Source organism: Bradyrhizobium sp. JR4.3, assembly GCF_040547695.1.
GTDB lineage: Bacteria > Pseudomonadota > Alphaproteobacteria > Rhizobiales > Xanthobacteraceae > Bradyrhizobium > Bradyrhizobium canariense.
Genome location: NZ_JBEPQF010000012.1, coordinates 88,464 through 108,990, shown reverse-complemented (window position 1 = coordinate 108,990; position 20,527 = coordinate 88,464). Strand labels below are relative to the sequence as shown.

Below are 20,527 nucleotides of genomic sequence, written 5' to 3'. Positions count from 1 at the left end.
GACCGAGGGCTCAGATGTTGAGATGACCGGGAATGCGCAGGTGTCGGCGCACCACATCGACGAAGGCGGGATCGCGCCTGGCGGCCCAGACGGCGGCCATGTGGCCGATGAACCAGAGGACCAGACCCGCGATCCACAGTCGCAGTCCGAGCCCAAGCGCGGCCGCAAGCGTGCCGTTGACAATCGCGACCGATCGCGGCGCACCGCCCATCAGGATGGGCTCGGTAAGCGCGCGGTGGACGGGCACGACAAAACCTGCGACCGGCTCATCCATCAGATCACCACGCCGCCGCCGAAGGAGAAGAACGACAGGAAGAAGCTCGAAGCCGCGAACGCGATCGACAGACCAAACACGATCTGGATCAGCCTGCGGAAACCACCCGAGGAATCTCCGAACGCGAGCGTGAGGCCGGTGACGACGATGATGATGACGGCGATGATCTTGGCGACCGGCCCCTCGACCGACTGCAGGATCTGATTGAGCGGTTGCTCCCACGGCATGTTCGAGCCGGCGGCCCATGCCGGCGGTGCTGCCAAGAGCACCGCGCCGAAAGCCGCCAACGATGCCCCACGAAAAAAGCGAAATTGCAGACGCATGTCAGTCTCCTGCTGATGAAAGGCTGTAGTCACCGGCGGCTCCAAGCCCCGAGACGATGGCGAGCTCGGAGAGACGACGGTCGGCGCCGCGCCCCGCAAGGACGGCGACGAGGTTGATGGTCTCGGCGATCAGGGCACGCGGAACCGTCATGACGGCTTCCTGGATGAGCTGCTCAAGCCGCCGCAAGGCACCGAGCGCGGTGCCCGCGTGAATCGTGCCGATGCCGCCAGGATGACCGGTGCCCCAAGCTTTGAGCAGATCGAGTGCCTCCGCACCGCGGACCTCGCCAACCGGGATACGATCGGGACGCAGTCGGAGCGAGGACCGAACGAGATCCGATAGCGTCGCCACGCCATCTTTGGTCCGCAATGCTACAAGGTTGGGCGCCTTGCACTGAAGTTCGCGCGTGTCTTCGATCAGAACGACCCGATCGGAGCTCTTTGCCACCTCGGCCAGGAGCGCATTCGTCAACGTTGTCTTGCCGGTCGATGTCCCACCGGCGACAAGGATATTCTTACGAGCGGCGACCGCACCCTTCAGGATTGTGGCCTGCTTCGAGGACATGATCTCTCTGGCGACGTAGTCGTCGAGCGTAAAGACGGCGACAGCGGGCTTGCGGATCGCGAACGCCGGAGCTGCCACGACGGGAGGCAAGAGACCTTCGAAGCGCTCCCCGGTTCCGGGCAATTCGGCCGAGACCCGAGGCGCGCCGGCATGCACCTCCGCGCCGACGTGATGCGCCACCAGGCGAACAATGCGCTCGCCATCTGCTGCGGACAAAGTTTCGCCTGTATCGATCAAGCCGCTCGACAACCGATCGATCCACAACCGCCCATCCGGGTTGAGCATCACCTCGATGATCGTTTCATCCTCGAGGTAGCTGGCAATCGCCGCGCCAAGCGCGCTACGCAGCATTCGCGCACCGCGCGAATTCGCTTCCGATTGGATGGAATGGATTGCCACCGACGTCCCCACCGAATGAGGACCTCCACAGCGGGCCCTCAGGTGGGGATGATTAGAAAAGGCACCAATGGGCTTGGCGCAACGAGCGCTTTCGGTGATCGTAGACTGGCGTAGAAAAAGAAAGACCGAGAACCGATGTTTGAGGCTTACTCAATCGCATCGAGTCGCTTGCGAGTTGCTGCTCACACTCGGCCTCATACGCGCTCATAGTAATGACCGTGGCGCCGGCGCTATTCATTCAATCACTGCAACATCCGCTGCGGTGTGATCGGGCCAAAGCGCTATACGCGATTGCGTATATTGACGTTCCATACGCGAGTTCGTATATTTTCTCTATATACGCATCCACGTATATTGACATTTTATACGCGTTCGCGTATCAAGCTCCAATGGATACGATCGCTCGAACCCCTCAGCAGCTTGGCGCCGCCATTAAGCGGCACCGCCGGCAAAAAAAACTCACCCAGAGCGGCCTAGGCGACAAGATGCACGCGCGCCAAGCGACAGTCTCGAAGCTGGAGGCCGGCGAACCAGCGACGCAACTGCGCATCCTCATGGATGCGCTGGCCGCGCTCGACCTGGAACTGGTCCTCCGACCACGCACGAAGGTGTCGGCCAAAGCCATCGAGGATCTGTTCTGATGGGACGCCGTCCTATCCGAGCGCCTCTCAACGTCTACCTGAATGCTCGTCTGGTCGGGCGGCTGCGGCGGGAGAGCAGCGGCGCCATCGATTTCCAATACGACGAAGCCTGGCTGGGATGGGAGAACGCCATCCCGGTCTCGGTATCGATACCTCTACGCGAAGACCGCTATATCGGTGACCCCGTCATTGCAGTCTTCGATAACCTGCTTCCCGATAACGACGACATCCGCCGGCGTGTCGCCGAACGCGCGCATGCCGGCGGAGCCGATGCTTACAGCCTGCTTTCCGCGATCGGCCGCGACTGCGTCGGCGCCCTGCAATTCCTTCCGGATGGAACGGCACCCGGAGCGGCGGGTGCGATTGACGCTCGCGTCGCGAGCGACCAGGACATCGCGGCGGTCCTTGCCAATCTCGCCAACAATCCGCTCGGCATCGGTCCCGATCAGGAGTTTCGTATCTCTCTGGCTGGAGCCCAGGAAAAAACCGCGCTTCTCTACTGGAAGGACAAGTGGCATGTGCCGCACGGTACGACCGCCACCACGCACATCATCAAACCGCAGATCGGCAGGTTACCGAACGGCGTCGACCTGACCCACAGCGTTGAAAACGAGCATCTCTGCCTGAAGCTCGTCGCCGCGCTCGACTTGCCCGTCGCCAAGTCGCGCATCGTTGATTTCGCGGGCCGGCGCGTGCTCGCCATCGAGCGCTTCGACCGCACATGGGCGCACGACGGACGGCTTCTGCGCCTGCCACAGGAAGATTGCTGTCAGGCGCTTTCCGTCCCGCCCGGGCGCAAATACGAATCGGACGGCGGCCCGGGCATCCGAAATATCTCTGATCTGCTCAAAGGCAGCGATACACCGGCGACCGACCAAGCGACCTTCTTCAAGGCACAAATCGTTTTCTGGCTTCTGGCGGCTACTGACGGCCACGCCAAAAATTTCAGCATCCACCTCTCGCCCGGCGGACGATTCGTCCTCGCCCCGCTGTACGACATCATCTCAACGCAACCGAGCCTCGATGCCAAGCAGATCACGCAAAACCAGATGAAGCTCGCCATGGCGATCGGCAATAGTCGCCACTACGTAGTACACACGATTCTCGGCCGACATTTCGTGCAAACTGCAAAGACTTGCGGCCTGCCCGACAGCGTGGTTCGCGGTATCATCGAAGAGCTCGCGGATACGGCTGGCACGAAGATCGACGCAACGATTGCGAAGCTGCCGAAGGATTTCCCGCAGGCGATGGCAGAATCCATCGCGACCGGCGCCAAGCAACGCCTCGACAGCCTCGTCACGACGGAGAGTGGCGCTTAGGTCGCGCGGGTCACCACTCCACCTCGCCGTCCGATTGCTCGCAGAAAATGCTTGCTTCGACCACGTCGAAAGCACTGACCGGCATGGTGGAAGGGACTGACTTCATCCAGCAAGCAAAGGATTGGATCCAAGGTAGCCCGAACCAAACCAACGCCGCGATCTGCAGCGCTACGTTGAGACTGAACGCGACTTGATAAGCCAAGATCGACCTATGGCCATCGTTCGTGGACCATTGCTCCAGGATCAGTCCGGTCGCATATTGTGCCAGAAATGCCCAACCAAAGTGCAAAACGTTCAAGGCGCCATTGGCACGGCCGGCAAGCTCCGACGGAAAGTAATCAGCTATCACGGCAAAGCTGACCACAGTTGCCGTTCCGATGATTGCGACAACCGACCAGGGCAAGATGGACGGCAGAGGTACTCGCAGGATCAAGGCTAGCTCGGCTGCGATAAATAGCACGGCCACCATCGCGAATATCGTCTCAGCCGTGAGACCTGTTCGTTTGACGTGATGGATCGTCATGCCGAACAACCAGGCACCGCCGCTGAGTACGATCGACATGATGAACAGCTGTCTGACGAGGCCTGCGCGATCGAGGCCCTCCACGTCTGCAAGCCACGGTGATGCCCACAATCCCTGCAGCGACCAAGCTGAACCAACGCAAGTCGCCGACAACGGGGCTATCCGCCAGAAGCGCCTGTCGCTGAAAACGGATCCCAGGGTGGCGGAGGCTGGTGCTTTCGATGGGATAACGCGTTGCTCAGGAACTACGACATAGATGAGGATCGCTGTGGCACCGGTCGCAGCCGCCAGGACCTCAAAGAGCTGCCGCCAGCCCATCCAAGCGAGCAGGTGTTCGACGGGAACTGTGGCGGTCACCGCTCCTAGTGATCCCAGCATGATCATGTAGCCGTTGAGCAGGGCAACTCGCTCCCTGGGGAACCAAAGGATGATGGACTTAAGTCCTGCCGTCAGCGCCCCCGCGACGCCAAGCCCGATCATCGCACGCGCGATCAAAAACGACAGGAAGCCGGTCGATACGGCGAACAGTCCGGCGCCCAGTGCTGCGAACCAGAGCAGCGCGCTCTGGACCCGACGCGGACCAAAGCGGTCCAACAATATACCGACCGGGACCTGAGCCGCCGCAAAGACCAGGAAATAGACTGACGTAAGCAGTCCGAGGTTGGCTGACCCAAGCCCGGCATCCGAGCTGAGATCACTCACGATCAAAGCGTTGATCGTCCGAAACAGATACGAAAGATAGTAGCCAGCAGCAAACGGTAGAAATACGCGCACGGTGAGACGCCACGTCCTTGTAACTTGCATGCCGGCCTTCTTGCTCATCAACTCATTCGAGCCGATAGCGCGTTCGGCTTTTTATAGGCTCGGCTAAATTGCTGCGGTCGTAGGCTGGCGTAGAAAAAGAAGGGTTCGCGCGATGGCGCATAGAGAGCGATCAGTCAGGTCCGCCGGCGGGCTCCTGACGGACGATATCTTCCGGTATCTCACGCAGAAAGCTCTGCCCCTTTTGCAAACGACGCCCGAGCGCCTCGACAAATCCTTCAAACCGCTCCCGGCCTTTTGCCTGCGCAGCCGCCTGCGCGCCGTTCGGTAGCGGTGGCGTAACCGTCAGCCAGAAACGGACGAAGAGAGCCAGCGTCTCGGCCGTTAAACCGACGTCTCGCTCCAGTCTCTGCAGCTGACGCGACAGTCGATCCAGGCGACGGGTAAACGCCGCCTCCCGCCTGTCCGATCCATCCGGCGACAGAAACGAAGCAACGGCCGCCTCCACGATCGCAGACCGGGAGAGCTTCTGGCGATCGGCCAGATCCGAGATCTGCTTCAGAAGCTCTGGCGGGAAATACACGTTCATCCGGTCGCGCATATTGCCTCAGAGCTCCATGCCGTCATTCGGGTCCATGGCGGCTTGACGGGCGACGCCGCGCATTTGCTGACGGAGAAGCCGGGACTGGCGAACCGCGTCCTCGTCGTCGTCAAGAACGACGGCAAATTCCTCGGCTGGCGTCGGTTCGGCCGTCTCCTTGGCGATCGCGACGTGATCGGGGAGTTCGGGCTCGCGACGAAGGCCGCTATTCGCCGAATCTTCCTCCGCTCGCCCCCTTTCGGTTGGAAGCGACGCCGGCTTGGGCGCTCCCAATGCAGACCATCCGTCCGTTCGCGGTGACCGGCCGGATGCGGCTGAATCGGGCGGCGGCAAGACCCGCTCGGTAAACCGCCGATCTTCATAGTAGCGAGCCTTCCGAGCTCGAATCGGCGGCGTACCCGCCACCATGACGATCTCGTCCGACGGCGGAAGCTGCATGACCTCGCCTGGGGTCAAGAGCGGCCTTGCAGTCTCCTGACGGGAGACCATGAGATGCCCCAGCCAGGGATTCAATCGGTGCCCGGCATAGTTCTTCATCGCCCGCATTTCGGTCGCCGTACCGAGCGCATCGGACACGCGCTTCGCGGTCCGCTCGTCATTGGTCGCGAAGCTGACCCGGACGTGGCAGTTATCGAGGATGGCGTTGTTGGGCCCGTAGGCCTTCTCGATCTGATTGAGCGATTGCGCGATCAGGAAACTCTTGATGCCGTACCCCGCCATGAAAGCGAGGGCGGACTCGAAGAAATCGAGCCGCCCAAGCGCCGGGAACTCATCTAACATCATCAGGACACGATGCCGGCGGTCGCGGGCGTGCAAGTCCTCGGTCAGGCGTCGGCCGATCTGATTCAGCACCAGGCGGATCAATGGTTTGGTTCGTGAGATATCCGAGGGAGGCACCACCAGGTACAGCGTGGTAGGGCGGTTATCTGCGATCAGATCGGCGATCCGCCAGTCGCACCGGCAGGTCACCTGGGCCACCACGGGATCGCGGTACAGCCCGAGGAACGACATCGCGGTGGACAGCACGCCTGAACGTTCGTTCTCGGACTTGTTGAGGAGTTCGCGGGCGGTCGAGGCGACCACGGGATGAGCACCCTGCTCCCCAAGATGCGCGGTGGTCATCATGGCCTTCAGCGTCGCTTCGATCGGCTGCTTCGGGTCGGACAGGAAGGCGGCGACACCGGCCAGGGTCTTGTCGGCCTCGGCATAGAGGACATGGAGTATGGCTCCGACCAGGAGCGAATGGCTGGTCTTTTCCCAATGGTTCCGCTTATCGAGGGAGCCTTCGGGGTCGACCAGGACGTCGGCGACGTTCTGGACGTCGCGAACCTCCCATTCTCCGCGCCGGACCTCGAGCAGCGGATTATAGGCTGAGGACTTCGGGTTGGTCGGGTCGAACAGGAGGACGCGGCCATGCCGCGCGCGGAAGCCGGCGGTCAGCTGCCAGTTCTCACCCTTGATGTCGTGGACGATGGCCGAACCCGGCCAGGCCAGCAGCGAGGGAACGACCAGCCCGACACCTTTGCCCGACCGCGTGGGCGCAAAGCACAATACGTGCTCGGGTCCGTCATGGCGGAGGTAGTCGCGGTCAAGCTTACCGAGCACCACGCCATCTGGACCGAGGAGCCCTGCCGCTCGAACCTCTTCCGCATCAGCCCAGCGCGCCGAGCCATAGGTCTCGACATTCTTGGCTTCGCGCGCCCGCCAGACCGACATGCCAATCGCCACGGCGATCGAAATGAATGTCCCCGACGCCGCGATGAAGGCGCCCTCAACAAAGACGTGCGACGCATAGGCGTCGTAGACGAACCACCACCAGAAGAAGACCGGCGGGTAATAGATCTTGAAGCCCGCCAGTTCGAACCAGGGCCGCCCGAGTTCGGGCTGCCAGGCGAGCCGCCAAGCCGTCCACTCGGTTGCTCCCCAGATGGCGAGCAAAACGATCAGGCCGACAACGATCACCTGACCCCAGAGAATCTTGGTTCCGGACATCGACCAACCTTCCATACTGGTGAGATAGCTAGGGCCCGAGGTCGCGCTTGCGGCCAAAGCCCCATTCGATTCCGCCGCCGTCTTTCACGACGCCGGTGACGTGCTGGCCGAGCCTCTTCTCGAGCTCGCGCGACCAGGGCACGAGCTGGAAGCCCAGCCCGTTATCGATCATGGCGAAGCGCCCCGAGGAGAGCGTCAGACGACGGCGATACGTACCTGCCACATGTTCCTCGGAGGCTGCCTTCACGTGAGGCAGCCTCGTGTCGGCCGAGACTTTTGCGGCCACCTCGTCCAGTTCACGTCGGCGCAAGGTGTCCAGAAGGCCGCGCTGGAAGATGATGCGTTGGCCCTGCCGCCGCGCCAGACCTTCCTGAACCAGATGCTCGGAACGGGCTTCCATGGCGTCGCGGGTCTCACCGCCAAATCCGCCCATGGCAAGCGGCATGGGGTCGCGTTCGACGAGCCTGTGGTCGAGCCAGGTCGCGCCTTTTGCGGTGATCTGTCCCCTGAGATCGAGATCGGAACGGGTCGCGAGCACCAGGGTAGGATGCGGATCGCCGACTTGACCGAAGCACCGGACTTCGACGATTCCGCCGATCGGTGGCGCATGTTCGAAGGCCGCGATCCCTCGCAAGCGGACGTGGTGCGCGCGCCCGTCAGTTCCATCGATCAGGGCGTAAGCCTCACCCGTCAGCTCATCGTGCAATCCGCGATCGACCAGGCGTCCGATGATCTGAGACGAAGGCTGTCCGCTTTCGATGACAAAGTCGGCAATGCCGCGCGCTTCGCCGCGCTCGGTAAAGGCGCGGTGCATGGTCTTGATGATGTCGCCCCGCATGCCGAGGTCGCGCAAGCTGCGCTCGGCCTCGAGCCCGACCATCCATTCCCCCGGTGCGGCGGATCCGGCGAGGCCCATCTTCTCCAGGTGTTGAAGGCGACCGACCATCAGGCGCCGGATCTCCGGATCAGACTTGCCGGGATTCTCCGGGCGAAGATCGACATACCCGGTCCCATCAGCCGCCAGCCGGATCTCCCGATCGAGCCTCGTCCATCGTTCAGCCGTGACCTCCATCTCCAGCGTATTGCGGATCTCGTGCTCGGGTTTTGGCCCCAGTTCGATCGCAACCAGTTCCTCGGCGCGTGAACGCAGGCCCTGGCTGATATAGTCGCGGGAGATCACGAGATCCGCCCCTTGCTCATCTACTCCCCGAACCAGAAGATGGACGTGAGGGTTGTCGGTATTCCAATGATCGACAGCCACCCAGTCAAGGCGCGTGCCGAGATCGGTCTCCATCTGCCTCGCGAGGTCGCGGGTGAAGGCCTTCAGGTCGGTCATGTCGCCGGCATCCTCTGGCGAGACGATGAACCTGAAATGGTGCCGGTCGTCCTTGCAGCGGTCAGCAAAGACCGCGCTATTGGCGCGGTCGCTGCCGGCATCGAACATCTCGGCTCTCTCGCCGCTTCGAGTCACGCCGTCGCGCTTCAGGTATGACAGGTGAGCGGTCAGTGGGGCTGAGCGGAAGGCTCGCCCTTTGTGCCGAACCATGCGCGCCTTCACTACGACGCGCCGCGCCGGGCTGAACAACCGGTTGCGACTAAAGGCGAGCCGGCCGCGGCCAAACGTCGAGCGCCCATGGGCCGCAAAACGCCTGCCACCCGCGGCCTGACTCGACGTGTGTCCTGCTTTCTTCGCCGCGCGTAGCACCTGGTTGATGAAGCTCTTGGGCTTCTGCGCGCGGGTGCTACGGATTCGCCCGGGCCGAATACGCAGGTCGCTGTCGCCCACGCTCACGGCAAGACCTCCCAACGATCAAAAGCGCACACGGTGCCGAAAACGCCTTTGATTGCATTCGTCAAAATGCAACGCGCGGCACGCGCCCCGACCGACCGGCACGCCCGAACCCAAGCCATGTCAATGGCTTGCCGTTCGACCGGTGAGCCCCTTTTATCTCGCCTTCCTAATCGCGCGGGCAAAGTCAACTCATTCCTACGCTTTTCTTCGACTCTTCGAACTTCAGCCATCACCGACTCCTTGCATCAACAACGCGCAAGCGTCACCACAACCGCGCTTGCGATCGGCATTCACCAGGCGGGGTCCATGCGTTCCTTCGCGTTCAGCACTTCGGCCGTCGCATGCTCTTCATCAGGTTCGTAAACAGGGCTGTCCAAGCAGTCCGGCGCTCTCGTCGCCGAAGGGCGGCAGCAGGCAAGAGATAGCGGACATTCCCCGTTTCGCGGCCCCGCCAGGGGACGCTCACCGCGCGCGCGGATCTCTAATTTCGCTCCTCCTCAACATGCCGGGCGCAAACCCAGTGCTAATCCGTCGTCACCTGCACCGCAGCTATCGTGCCGGTTTTAACCGCAGGCGCTGCGTAACTTTGGCGCCGAACCCGACGTGGAAGTCGGTCTCGCTGACCCACATCCGGTGCAGAATGCTCGCTAGCTTGCGCGCGACCGCGGTGATCGCGCACAGCATGCTCGAGCGTTTGGCGATCCGCAGGCCCCAAGCGCGCAGTGCTGACCATTTCCTGACCCGCAGCAGCAGGCTTGCGGCCGCCTCGCAAAGCGCTTCGCGCACGGCGACATCGCCTTGTTTGCTAATCCGCCCCTCGTAATCGATCGACGTGCCGGACTGGTGCCGTTTCGGCGCCAAGCCAAAATGAGCGCCTACCGTTCGTGATCGCGCAAAGCGATGAGGGTCATCAACGCCGACCTTGAATGACAGGGCCGCAACAGGGCCGACGCCTGGAACCGTCATCAGACGCCGGCAGACAGCATCATGCTGAACCACCTGCAGCAGCACACGATGCAGGCGATCGTACCCCTCAAGAATGGCGCGGCGCACATCCAACATCGCTTCGATGGTCATTATGAAGATCGGATCGCTGCGCTCGATCAGCTCGCGCACGCGAGCTTCGTAAGCACTGCGGGCGATGGCTTCAACGAGCAACCCATAGGCCCGCAGCGCACCACGAATGTGGTTTTCGAGGTCGATCAGTTTGCGCTTGAGCAACTTCCGGCTGGTCAGCAGCGTGCGCATTTTCTGCATGTCGATGTTCTTGACATGGACGGCGCGGTACCAACCCAACCGCATCATCTGCGCGATGCCACGCGCATCATTCCGGTCGGTCTTGTTCCGCATTGTCGACAGGGACACGCGCATGTGGCGCGCTTCGACAACAATGATCGGGAGCCCCGCTGGCTGTAGTTCGCGATACAGCCAGATGCCAAGCGATGATGCCTCGACCCCCACTCTCTCGAGGCGATCCGCGTAGCCCTCTACTGCGGAGCGGATCGCCGCTGGCTCGGTGCTCACCTTGAGCTCACGGACGGTGAGACCCTCGCCATCGACGATGCAAAGACTGGTTTCTTCAAGACCGACATCCAACCCAACGTAAAGCTTCATCGGAGCTCTCCTGTGTTGCAACGAACGCCTAAGTCGTTGCACCAGGCTCCGGATTCGGCCACACGGCGGCTATCGTCGTGCACCGGTTTCTCGAAGCCCGATTTGAAGAGCCGTCCTGCTGTCGTGTTTGCCCACCGCTCTCCCCATTCCGCCCATTCTTCTCCAGAGCACGCCAACGCATGCGAGCTTGCGCGTTCCATTATTGCGCGCCTCCCGCATCAGATCTCGCGACAAACAACCCTGTTGCTTGTGGCACAATGGCCGAGACGTCGTGGACGGAGGCAATCGTCGGAGCCCGTTTCAGTGGACGCCTGGCAGCGCTCATTGGGCTTTCAGGCCGCACAACGAAGAGCGCTCCCGCGGATGACCGCAGACGAGCGACTGCGCTGGAAGTAGTAAGGTCGCTGCCGATGACTGGCGCGAGCTTCCGCAAATAGGCTTCGGTCTCTACTGGCAATGGGCGGCCGGCGAGACGCTCATCGTAACGAGCAGGCCCCGCGTTGTAGGCTGCAAGCAAGCCCGGCGCACCGTAACGGTCGCGCAGTTCGCGCAGGTACGCCGTACCTGCAAGTATGTTGTCATGAGGATCATAGGGATCGTTGCCGAGTTCGTACCGCAGACGCAGCTCCGCCCAGGTTTCCGGCATGATCTGCATCAACCCCATGGCGCCCCTGGGTGACTTGGCGCGCACCTCTCCGGCGCTTTCGACGTCTATGACTGCCAGTATCCAGCGCACCGGGATGCCGAAACGACGCGAGGCGGCCTCAACGAAATCCGCAAATGAATTGCCAGTTCGATAACTCGCTGTAGGGTCTGCCGGTCGCGTCTCGGCGAGAGCAGCAGCGTTAGTCTCGGTCAGTGCCACGAACAGCAGTACGGCAGCGCACAGGCTCATCTCGGACAAATGCAAGCGTGCCGGCGCGCTCGCGCCCGTCCCGCGAAAAGCAGCTTCGCGCCGGCCTTTCGGTCGCCCTGGACCGCCGCTGCGCGCGTCGGCTTTGCAAGCTTTGGTCGGGACGGAGGAATGGTCCCGCAATCGATCGAACAGAGGAATGGCGGGGCAGAAACGCACAATACGCACCATCATTCCTCCCACGTCCACAACGGGAGCGCACGGCCCATGACGGCCGACGACGGCATGAATCCAAAGTATCGGCCGTCCAGCGAGTCGCTTGACTGCCAGTTCATAAGAAAGAGCTCGCCGTCGCCGACCACGCGGCAGCCCTGCCATTTCGGCAACGGCCGCCCGCGAACGTCGCGATCCCGCGCCTCGCCCATTACAATGTCATCGACCGAAATAGTGAGACCGCTTCTGCAGACCGTCTGCCCCGACAGCGCCAAGACCCGCTTGAGCATGGGGACGCCGACCGGCAGATAGCCGTTCAGGTCTAGAAAGGTCGCAAGTGGTTCCGGCGGCTGAATGGCGACCAGCTCTGTGACATGAAAGAGTTTTGCCGATCGCAAGCGATAGAGACCGATAGGTACGCTCGTCGATGCATTCCAGATGTAGAGCGGAAGCGGCTCCAGAAAGATTGTCGTGACAAGGGCGGCAGCAACCACGAACGTCGTTATCAGCATGATGAAACGGCACGTCATCGCATCACCTTTCGACGATTAAACCAGGCCCGATGGCGCGCTTTCGTATACGGACGCGGATTTTCGTTCACGGACAGACGGTTATGAACGTGATGCCAATGATCAGGAGCGACATCGGCGGGATCGATGCCGAGCGCTTCGACCGCATCGACCATCTGCAGCACCCGTTCGACCTTCGGCCAACCGGAGAGCCGCAGCAAAATCTCTCCGCCCGGCTTCACATACGGCACGGTCGAGCAGCGCTGTCCTGGTGCGACTGCGCGCAAGATGTCAATCCGCGAGATGATCGTGCCAAAGTCGCTGGAGGTCCAACGGACGAAGGCAAAGATGCTGCCAGGCGCGAATGACAGTACACGCCGGTGAACATCAAGCTTCCGTTCATTGACGACGCGACCGAACCGAATGCGGTTTTCGATGCGCTTCTCGAGCCACAACACTTCCACTTCCGTGAGATCGCTCATGCGGCGGCTCCCTGACGCTGGAGCTGGTAGCCGTGAGCGTGAGGCTCGGTGGAGAGTGTGCGTGGCCTGCAAAGGCAGGCTGAACTGTCGGACTGCCGTTGCCGAGCGCCGCCAACGTGGCTTTCGGCCTGCTCCGTTAGAAGAAATCCGAAGGATTTCTGGTTAGCCGGGGTACTGACCTGTGCCCCCTCGCCGGCCGTGCTGCTGCGAAAATGCTGCACAGCGATTCGCGAACGGAACGCGTGGTGCGGTCCGGCGGTCGGCGGTGGTGGAGGCGCATGATGGACTTCTATGCAGGGCTTGATGTGTCGCTCGAGGCGACCAACATTTGCGTGGTGGACGGCGACGGCAAGGTGGTCCGGGAGACGAAACTCGCGACCGATCCGGACGCGATCGAGCTGTTCCTGGCGGAATGGGGAATCCAGCTGAAGCGCGTCGGGCTGGAAGCGTTCTCGTACAGTGCCTGGCTGTTCACGGCGCTGTCCGACAAGGGCCTGCCCGTGATCTGCATCGAGACCCGGCACGCCAAGGCGGCGCTGAACGCGATGCTGAACAAGACCGACCGCAACGACGCCAGGGGCATTGCGCAGATGATGCGGACCGGCTGGTTCCGCGCGGTTCACGTCAAGTCGGAGAGCGCACAGACGTTGCGGGCGCTGCTGGTCGGGCGCAAGGCTTTGCTCGGCAAGGTGCTGGACATGGAGAACATGATCCGCGGCCTGTTGCGCCCGTTCGGCCTCAAGGTTGGCGAGATCTCGGTCGGCCGTTTTGAGGCGCGGGTGCGCGATCTCCTGGCCGGGAAGAAGGAATTGGAAGCGATCGTCGTGCCGCTGCTGGACGCCCGCAACGCCATGCGGCTGCAGTTGGCAAAACTGCACCGCCTGGTGCTGGCGGCCGCACGCGGTGACGAGGTGGTGCGGCGGATGATGACGGTGCCGGGCGTCGGCGCGCTGGTGGCGCTGACATTCCGCGCCACCGTCGACGATCCGTCGCGATTCAAAAAGTCGACCAATGTCGGCGCCCATTTCGGACTGACGCCGCGGCGCTATCAATCCGGCCAGACCGACCGGATCGGCAGCATCTCCAAATGCGGCGACGAGCTGACGCGGGCGATGCTGTACGAGGCTGCGATCGCAATCCTGACGCGCATTCCGAAGACCTTCAAGCTGCGGCTCTGGGGCCTGCGGCTGGCCAGGAAGAAGGGTCTGAAGCGCGCGGCAACCGCGGTGGCGCGGGCGCTCGCCGTGCTGCTGCACAAGATCTGGATCGATGGCACCACCTTCCGGTTTGGCGCTGGCGGCAAGCGCGGCCGGGTCGCTGCGGCGGTGTAAGGGCCTCCGCGACCCGGCCGCTTCCACGCGCGCCTTTTCCTTCCGCCACGGCGGAGCGGCGTCTCCCGAGGAGACGGGGATCTGGGTGAGATCGCAACTTTTCTTGCCGGCGGCTTCATGACGAGGTTTGAAGCCATCAAGCACGGCGCTGGTTAGCCTGACCGCCCTTTCCTCAGATTCCGGCTTGTGGTGGCCATCGTGCCAACCACGGATGTTAGCGAGTTCTCCTCGACGAGCGAGTGGCTGCAAAAGGACGTGACGCGCACCTGGCAATGATGTCGACGCCAGCGATCGCGAAGATTTGCGCGCGATCGCGTTCGCGCGCGCAGACTGGAGATAACAATCGTATTGCAGCGAAGCTTTGCGCGTGACAGAGTCGAGGCCTGAGGCATCCTCGCTGCACGCGCCGCCGACTTGTTCACAACGTACTGATTCACAACTGGAAGTTAGTGTCAGTATGTTAGTAAAGTTAGACCAGCGGGAAGGCGCTGAAAAACAAGCTCTTAAGCTCGATTTCGGTCCCCGATAGCACCAGTATCGTGTCTCCGATAGCACGAGGGTTGCGGTCCTCGATAGCACGAGCTGATTCACAGGTTGTCCTCCGAATTTGGAATGAGACCGCGGCGGCGCAAGCGTGCCGTTAAGGGATCAACAGGCGTAGGTGCGAAGTTCGGTCGCTCCGTACCGTTCGGATCGCGCGTGAGCGCGAGCTGATAGCCGCGCAATGTCTGGCGCTGGACGATCTGGCGGACGTCGTAAGCAAAGAGCTTGAGCGGCGAGATGATGCCGGACTTCGCATGGAGGGTGCACAAGATCAAAGCTCCAGCCGCCATCTTGGCATCCACCGTGCTTGCGCACGAGCCGGTAGAGCCACCGCTCAAGCCCGCCCGTGAGATCGAAATAGGTGCGATCGATCGTCAACACGAGCGCGTCATTAATGACGCCGGCATAGAACCAATCCGGCAGGATCAGCTCGAGCCCAAATGGACGGCCATTTGCATCGGCCGTCTCCTTCCACTCGTTAATCCAGGAGAAGCGATGCCGTCGCCGCTCTGCCGGCTGGCGGATCGACGTCAGCACGGTCGTTGACTGATGTCTGTCGAGACCCGCCTTCAGACGGTCATAGTCGCTTGCGCTGGTGCCGCGGCCCACAAACGTCAGAATTTCGTAAGGCGTTGCAGCCATCAGGCACGACGGCTTCAAGCCGGCGTTACGAGCTTCAACGATCTGGGAAGCGGCCGAGATCAGAACGTCCGCATCCCAAATGGTCGCCATGCCCTGTTCCGGCACCGCTTCGACACGAATTGCGATCGCGCAGGCACGCAAGTCGATCGGTGCAATCCGCTTCGTTTTTGCAAGCGAGAAGAACGGATAAGCCATCAGATCCTGCGCATCGCGCGGCGCGAGATCCCCGGGGAGCGCCCGAAAGAGCTTAAGGTGGTCACGCTCGGAATGTTGTTTGCGCCGCATGGTCACTGCTCTCACGCGACGATCAGCGACGTTCCTGGCCCGCATACGGGCGCAGCACCGGATGCTTCTTTGCCGGCAGCACGGTTCCCTTCCCGGGGTCAGACGTCGACGTTTTGGCGCCCAGATCAGCCCATGCTTTCAGGTCATCCAGGGCGTAGACGACACGTCCGCCGATCTTCCGATAGGTTGGCCCGGTGCCGTACGTCCGGTGCTTCTCGAGCGTGCGTCCCGAGAGACCAAGATACCGCGCGGCCTCCGGTGTACGCAGGAAGCGCGGGGGCAGTCCGGTCATTGCATCGGGCATTTGAGGACTCCAAGGTGACGACGCACCGCGCATGGCGGCGCCGGCGTGTGTGCGGTCATCATGGAGAAGCGCGATCTCGGAGGGGGATGCCGAATATCGGGGGGGCGATTTTCGGCGCCCCCAATGAACGGCGCTACTCGACCTTGCGCCTGGGCCGAAGGAGCTTGCGATAGCCGCCGCGCACAAATGCGAGGCCGATTTGTACAAGGCGACGGGTTCGGCTGCGCAGATCGTGTGTTTTCCAGCCACGATCCGATATGCGAGCGTTGCCAAACAGAGCTTCTGCGATGCTGCGATAAGTCGCGCCGGCGAGATACGCGGAGACCGCACGAAGGGCTGCGCACAGTCGTTCGCGCCGCTGTTTGGGCACGCGATGAAACGGAGGTCCTGGCGCGCGTCCATTCATCGCGCGCCACAGCCGCGTGGCTGCATGCGCGCGCGCCTCGAAATCGCGGTCAAACGGCAACTCGGCCGCATAGCGAGCGCCCGCGGTCAGCGGCTGTTTCGACCAGATGCGATGCTCCACCGGACCGATTTGCAGCACGGCATGCCAGCCGTCAGCGGCACGGCACACCTGACCAGATGCAAGATCCAGCGGCGGCTGAGGCGTTGGGCTTTGACCAGGCGTTGAAGCGGTTACAGTGACCGGGACGACGGTCGGGAGAACCTCAGGCGCCCAAAAGATCGTCTGCTCGTGGAACGACCTCTGCGGGTCATGGGCGAAAGCAGAGGCCCCACCTCCTCCTGAATTCCTCAGTCACCGCGCCATCTGAGTTGTTAGCGATAATCGCATCGTAGTCACGTTGGTAGTCCACGTTCATACGAAGACCTACCCAGGCGATTTCAGTTATCTCAGCGTTCTCTAGGCTCTTAAACGAATCCGGCGACCGCCAGTCGAACTCAGGCATTGCTTCCGCCCCATTGCATGCAGCTAACAAGGATTGCGGCGCAATAAATATAAACGATGCGGTTGTAGGAAGCCCCTAGTTTGGCACCACGTGGTGCACTGGAATGACCACCGGATAACGGAAGAAAATAGTTCTGCCTGCAAGTCGCCAGTCGGCGGTTTTCTTCTATGTTGAGTCGGTGCCGCGTAAGAGACGCCCCCGCTCAGTCACCCATTTGGCGCGCGCAAGATGACTCTGATATGCGCTCCGCGCACGGTCCGGCTCTCGCGCTGAGTCCATATGCAAGACCACTCGAGCCACTTCGCGCCAGTCCGCCCCCTCGCCCTCCGCCTGCAGAAGGCGAATGTACGTGACGACATGCTGTTCGTCGTACGCCGTCAGGATCTGGTCTGTGGGCGCGGCGTCAGCGACATCGGGATCAAGCGGCGGATTCTTCATAAATTCCGTGCCTTAGATTGGACGACTTCTAACACGCAGGCCGGAAGAGGTCGAAGCGTTAATATCCAGTTGCACGACCAGGCTTGCGCATTTTGTCGAGAATACTCCGTGGTGAAATACTCTTCAAGGACGTGCCCTCTCGCGTATGGACATACGCGAGGTACTTGCAATCAATTTGCGGAAGCTCCGACAGGCGCGCGGTTTGTCCCAGGAGGAATTGGCCCACAGGGCGGATATTGACCGCACCTATATCAGCGCGCTCGAACGAAGCGTATATGCGGCGGGTATCGACGTTGTCGATCGGTTGGCGCGTAGCCTGGGTGTAGAGGCTGCCGACCTGCTGACTCGTCCCAAGCGAAAGACACGGGACCAAGTCGAATAGCTCATGCGAGCCGCTCGGTCCATTGGCAGGTGCCGGCTGATGCGCACTGGAATGAGAAGCCCCGCCCGGCGGACCGGACGGGGTTTGGCGGAGGGTCTACTCGCCGCTCTTGCGGGGCCGCGACCAGAGCAAGGTGTAGCCCTCGCCGCCTTCATCATCGAACAGGTTGGCGTAGATCGGCGCGTTGAACGAGGGATCATCGAGCTTGAGCGAGAGGTAATCGCGGCCCTCTTCGGAGCGCTTCGACCAAGCTGCGCCGATCTCCGCTCGGCCCACGTAGATGCGGTGGCTGGGAGCGTTGTCGTTGGAGCGGTTGGTCTCGGCGACGATACGGACGCCCCTGGCTTGCAGGCTCAGGGTGACGATCTGGCCCTGGAAATCGTTGCCGACCTTCTTGAAGGAACCGATGTTAGCCATGTCACTTCTCCTGTTGTGTTTCGAGCCCGCGACCACCGCGGCCTCGATGGCGATCTAAAGGCCGAGGACGATCGGCGACGCACCCGCTTCAGGGCCGGAGCGCAGCGGAGGACGCCGTTGTGGCGACTTTCTTGTCTCGCGAGGAATGGGCGAAGCGCAGGGGAAGAAAGTCGCAGCAACGGCGTTGCGGCTCAGACGATCGAGGCGCAGCCGGTCTTCGGCCAGATCAAGCCATCAAAGAGGCCACGTGCGTCCGCGTGCTGAACCGCAATCTTGGGAGAAGATTTGGCGAATCTCGGTTCTGCTGAACAAGGGGTTGGTACGGTTCGGCGGAGAAAGAGAAACAATCTGCCGCAAAGGGCGGCATCGTCCCGGAACGAATGATCGAACGGAGCGCGCCGCTCCACCGCAGCTATGTGGGCCAGACAGAGACCGGTACGGCTTGCTTAAGCGCCCGAGGAGGGAACGCGGTTACTTCTCGCTCAAGCTCGACGATCCCTCATTCAACGTGACGCCCTGTGCCGTCTTGCTCGGCCGATGACCGCGACGAAGCCTCACCGCTCGTGCGCGGCGGCTGTGAGAACTGGTTCAGGCGCATTCACCACCGCCCCGGCCGACTCCGACGGGAGGGTCCCCGCAAAAACGGCCAAGCGTGTCCATGCTGTGCCGCCGATGCAAACCGCTCCTAGGCATGCGAACGCCTCGCGCCAAGCCAATGAAGGCACCCCGATCTGCGATAGGGCAAAAATCACCTGATAGCGGCGATCGCTGCGGGGACCGTGAATACGGTTGCGATCGCGACGCGCAAGGTCAAAGACCGACTAACGGCGACGGCGACCTGACCAGCGGCAAGCGTCAGCGCGCCAGAAGAAATTCCGATAAGTAGTGCGCCGAAGACGCCCGTACCATCACGAAATGCCAACATCCCGACACTGAGTGCGACGAAGAACGGTAGCGCATACACCGCGAGCGCAAAGATGGCCCAGCAGAACAAGCCAATGCCGAGTCTGTTGAGAACAAGCCCAAGCGCGAGCATGGTGGTGGCTCCATGTGCATGGATCTATCAATCGCGCCTTCCACCACCACCACGGCGCAGTTTGGATGTAAAAATGAAACGAGGCGGAGTTGCGGCGAGCAACTCCACCTTGGCGTCTTTCGAGGCGACGGCGCTCATGCGCCGCCGAACTTCCAGACGGGAATGTCGAGCCGCTTCGCCTTATCGGCGAGATTGTCCTGAATTCCCGTGCCCGGGAAATGCATGACGCCGATCGGCAGGAGTTCGAGCATCGCATCGTTGCGCTTGAACGGCGCCGCCTTGGCGTGTTTCGTCCAATCGGGCTTGAAGGCGATCTGCGGTACTTTGCGGTTGGTCGCCCATTTGGAGGCGATCATTTCGGCGCCTTTCGGCGACCCGCCATGGAGGAGGACCAGGTCGGGGTGCTTGGCGTGAACCTTGTCGAGGCGGCCCCAGATGAGGTTGTGGTCGTTGAAGTCGAGCCCACCGGTGAGTGCGATTTTCGGTCCGGCTGGCAACATGACCTCGGTCTCGGAACGACGCTTGGCGGCGATAAAGTCGCGGGAGTCGATCATTGCCGCGGTGAGCGTTCGGTGATTGACCAATGATCCCGATCGTGGGCGCCAGGCTGAACCGGTGTGGACCTCAAATTGTTCGATGGCCTGGTCGCGGAAGAGCTCCAGGCAGTTGCGGCGCTCGATCAGCGTTATGCCTTCGGCCGTCAGGCGCTCGAGTTCGACCGATCGCACTTCCGAGCCGTTCTGCTCGCGCTGGCTCTTATGCTGCGCTTGTTCGTTGTCATCGAGGTGGCGTTCGACGCGGTCGATGGCACGATGGAACAGGTTGACGGTCGACCAGAGCAGATTGTCAAGGTCCGGCTCAAGTCGCGTGTCGTTCAGGGTCGCAACCAGGGCATCAAACATGTCCGCTATGGCGCCGACGATCATCTTGCCCTCCGGGAGCGGTCTTGGATCGGGTTGGTCGTCGAAGGGACGATAGCCGAAGAGCTGTATTTCCGTGAGGATGTGGTCGGTCGGGGAAGAGGCATGCGGCGGTTCGATGTCGTCATGGTCGGTCATGGGAAGAGGTCCTTTGCCGGATCGGCCGCGACCATCGCGGCCTTCGTGGCGATCCTCTGACGGCGGGCGGGCCGGGCCAGAACCCGACAGGGCCGAAGCGGCAGCGGAGGATGGCAGAGGCCGGCTATTTTGCTTCGCGATGCAAAGCGCGCGGCCAACTGCATGATGTGTCTTCACATCTCTGGCGCGCGGCGGAAAATAGCCGGACGTTAGCCATTGCCGGCCCGGGCCGCTTGCCGTCCGATCGTCCCCTAGAAGGCCGAGGTCGTGTCCTCTTCCGGTATTGACCTCGCCTATGACCGGCCTATCAACGTCGATCGA

Annotated in this window: 22 protein-coding genes and 1 pseudogene; 4 read left to right on the top strand and 19 right to left on the bottom strand. The window is 61.9% G+C overall.

The features are described 5' to 3' along the window. Window positions 1–10: 10 nt before the first annotated feature. Genes ABIB91_RS20415 through trbB form a run of 3 tightly spaced genes read right to left on the bottom strand, consistent with a single transcriptional unit; the run spans window position 11 to window position 1,513 of the window. Window positions 11–274 (bottom strand): VirB3 family type IV secretion system protein, encoded by a 264-nt coding sequence (locus tag ABIB91_RS20415; RefSeq protein WP_354164947.1) that lies wholly within the window; start codon window positions 272–274, stop codon window positions 11–13. Further along, window positions 274–597 (bottom strand): TrbC/VirB2 family type IV secretion system protein, encoded by a 324-nt coding sequence (locus ABIB91_RS20410; RefSeq protein WP_219685390.1) that lies wholly within the window; start codon window positions 595–597, stop codon window positions 274–276. Before ABIB91_RS20410 ends, ABIB91_RS20415 begins: the two co-directional genes overlap by 1 nt. Window position 598: 1 nt before the next feature. Then, window positions 599–1,513 (bottom strand): P-type conjugative transfer ATPase TrbB, encoded by a 915-nt coding sequence (trbB, locus tag ABIB91_RS20405; RefSeq protein ID WP_354165206.1) that lies wholly within the window; start codon window positions 1,511–1,513, stop codon window positions 599–601. Between the two features lie 437 nt (window positions 1,514–1,950). Between trbB and ABIB91_RS20400 the strand changes: the two genes are divergently transcribed. Further along, on the top strand, window positions 1,951–2,202 hold the full coding sequence (locus ABIB91_RS20400) for a helix-turn-helix domain-containing protein (RefSeq protein WP_354128442.1): 252 nt from the start codon (window positions 1,951–1,953) through the stop codon (window positions 2,200–2,202). Next, window positions 2,202–3,521 (top strand): type II toxin-antitoxin system HipA family toxin, encoded by a 1,320-nt coding sequence (locus tag ABIB91_RS20395; RefSeq protein ID WP_354164943.1) that lies wholly within the window; start codon window positions 2,202–2,204, stop codon window positions 3,519–3,521. Before ABIB91_RS20400 ends, ABIB91_RS20395 begins: the two co-directional genes overlap by 1 nt. A 10-nt stretch (window positions 3,522–3,531) precedes the next feature. Here the strand turns inward: ABIB91_RS20395 and ABIB91_RS20390 are convergent, their stop codons facing one another. From ABIB91_RS20390 to ABIB91_RS20355, 8 genes are all read right to left on the bottom strand, one after another. Further along, on the bottom strand, window positions 3,532–4,866 hold the full coding sequence (locus tag ABIB91_RS20390; protein WP_354164941.1) for an MFS transporter: 1,335 nt from the start codon (window positions 4,864–4,866) through the stop codon (window positions 3,532–3,534). 112 nt (window positions 4,867–4,978) lie between these two features. Beyond that, a complete protein-coding gene (locus tag ABIB91_RS20385; RefSeq protein ID WP_354128445.1) occupies window positions 4,979–5,407 on the bottom strand; it encodes a CopG family transcriptional regulator in 429 nt (142 codons plus the stop codon). Between the two features lie 6 nt (window positions 5,408–5,413). Continuing rightward, window positions 5,414–7,399 (bottom strand): conjugal transfer protein TraG, encoded by a 1,986-nt coding sequence (locus tag ABIB91_RS20380; RefSeq protein WP_354164938.1) that lies wholly within the window; start codon window positions 7,397–7,399, stop codon window positions 5,414–5,416. A 28-nt stretch (window positions 7,400–7,427) separates the two neighbouring features. Continuing rightward, window positions 7,428–9,191, bottom strand: a complete 1,764-nt coding sequence (locus ABIB91_RS20375; RefSeq protein WP_354164935.1) for a relaxase/mobilization nuclease domain-containing protein — start codon at window positions 9,189–9,191, stop codon at window positions 7,428–7,430. Between the two features lie 549 nt (window positions 9,192–9,740). After that, window positions 9,741–10,805: an IS110 family RNA-guided transposase gene (locus ABIB91_RS20370; RefSeq protein WP_354164932.1), complete on the bottom strand. Its 1,065-nt coding sequence runs from the start codon at window positions 10,803–10,805 to the stop codon at window positions 9,741–9,743. A gap of 199 nt (window positions 10,806–11,004) precedes the next feature. Then, a complete protein-coding gene (locus tag ABIB91_RS20365; RefSeq protein WP_354164929.1) occupies window positions 11,005–11,892 on the bottom strand; it encodes a lytic transglycosylase domain-containing protein in 888 nt (295 codons plus the stop codon). Further along, window positions 11,889–12,401 (bottom strand): S26 family signal peptidase, encoded by a 513-nt coding sequence (locus ABIB91_RS20360; protein WP_354164926.1) that lies wholly within the window; start codon window positions 12,399–12,401, stop codon window positions 11,889–11,891. The genes ABIB91_RS20365 and ABIB91_RS20360 overlap by 4 nt, the downstream gene beginning before the upstream one ends. Then, entirely contained in the window at window positions 12,398–12,862 is a 465-nt protein-coding gene (locus tag ABIB91_RS20355; RefSeq protein ID WP_354164923.1) for a DUF2840 domain-containing protein, read from the bottom strand. Before ABIB91_RS20355 ends, ABIB91_RS20360 begins: the two co-directional genes overlap by 4 nt. 281 nt (window positions 12,863–13,143) lie before the next feature. On the opposite strand from ABIB91_RS20355, the gene ABIB91_RS20350 reads away from it, so the two are divergent. Then, on the top strand, window positions 13,144–14,193 hold the full coding sequence (locus tag ABIB91_RS20350; RefSeq protein WP_354164920.1) for an IS110 family RNA-guided transposase: 1,050 nt from the start codon (window positions 13,144–13,146) through the stop codon (window positions 14,191–14,193). Window positions 14,194–14,780: 587 nt separating this feature from the next. Here ABIB91_RS20350 and ABIB91_RS20345 read toward each other — a convergent pair. From ABIB91_RS20345 to ABIB91_RS20325, 5 genes and pseudogenes are all read right to left on the bottom strand, one after another. Next, window positions 14,781–15,663 (bottom strand): annotated as a pseudogene (locus ABIB91_RS20345) (replication initiator protein A). Between the two features lie 22 nt (window positions 15,664–15,685). Next, a complete protein-coding gene (locus tag ABIB91_RS20340) occupies window positions 15,686–15,967 on the bottom strand; it encodes a helix-turn-helix transcriptional regulator (RefSeq protein ID WP_247412053.1) in 282 nt (93 codons plus the stop codon). A gap of 133 nt (window positions 15,968–16,100) precedes the next feature. Then, complete coding sequence (locus ABIB91_RS20335; RefSeq protein ID WP_354236284.1) at window positions 16,101–16,511, bottom strand: DUF2285 domain-containing protein; 411 nt, start codon at window positions 16,509–16,511, stop codon at window positions 16,101–16,103. Between the two features lie 169 nt (window positions 16,512–16,680). Then, window positions 16,681–16,875 (bottom strand): transcriptional regulator domain-containing protein, encoded by a 195-nt coding sequence (locus ABIB91_RS20330; RefSeq protein WP_231142577.1) that lies wholly within the window; start codon window positions 16,873–16,875, stop codon window positions 16,681–16,683. Between the two features lie 165 nt (window positions 16,876–17,040). Then, entirely contained in the window at window positions 17,041–17,313 is a 273-nt protein-coding gene (locus ABIB91_RS20325) for a DUF2285 domain-containing protein (RefSeq protein WP_354128454.1), read from the bottom strand. A 145-nt stretch (window positions 17,314–17,458) separates the two neighbouring features. Here ABIB91_RS20325 and ABIB91_RS20320 point away from each other — a divergent pair, with 145 nt between their 5' ends. After that, window positions 17,459–17,695: a helix-turn-helix domain-containing protein gene (locus ABIB91_RS20320; protein ID WP_354128455.1), complete on the top strand. Its 237-nt coding sequence runs from the start codon at window positions 17,459–17,461 to the stop codon at window positions 17,693–17,695. A 96-nt stretch (window positions 17,696–17,791) separates the two neighbouring features. On the opposite strand, the gene ABIB91_RS20315 is transcribed toward ABIB91_RS20320, so the two are convergent. The 3 genes from ABIB91_RS20315 to ABIB91_RS20305 form a co-directional block, all read right to left on the bottom strand. Then, entirely contained in the window at window positions 17,792–18,112 is a 321-nt protein-coding gene (locus ABIB91_RS20315) for a DUF736 domain-containing protein (protein WP_354164915.1), read from the bottom strand. A gap of 748 nt (window positions 18,113–18,860) precedes the next feature. Further along, window positions 18,861–19,148 carry a hypothetical protein gene (locus ABIB91_RS41720; RefSeq protein WP_502916999.1) on the bottom strand — a complete coding sequence of 96 codons (288 nt, stop codon included), beginning with the start codon at window positions 19,146–19,148 and terminating at the stop codon, window positions 18,861–18,863. A gap of 134 nt (window positions 19,149–19,282) precedes the next feature. Beyond that, the gene (locus ABIB91_RS20305; RefSeq protein ID WP_354164912.1) at window positions 19,283–20,206 is read right to left on the bottom strand and encodes an SLOG family protein; all 924 of its coding nucleotides are present in this window, start codon (window positions 20,204–20,206) and stop codon (window positions 19,283–19,285) included. Window positions 20,207–20,527 lie beyond the last annotated feature (321 nt).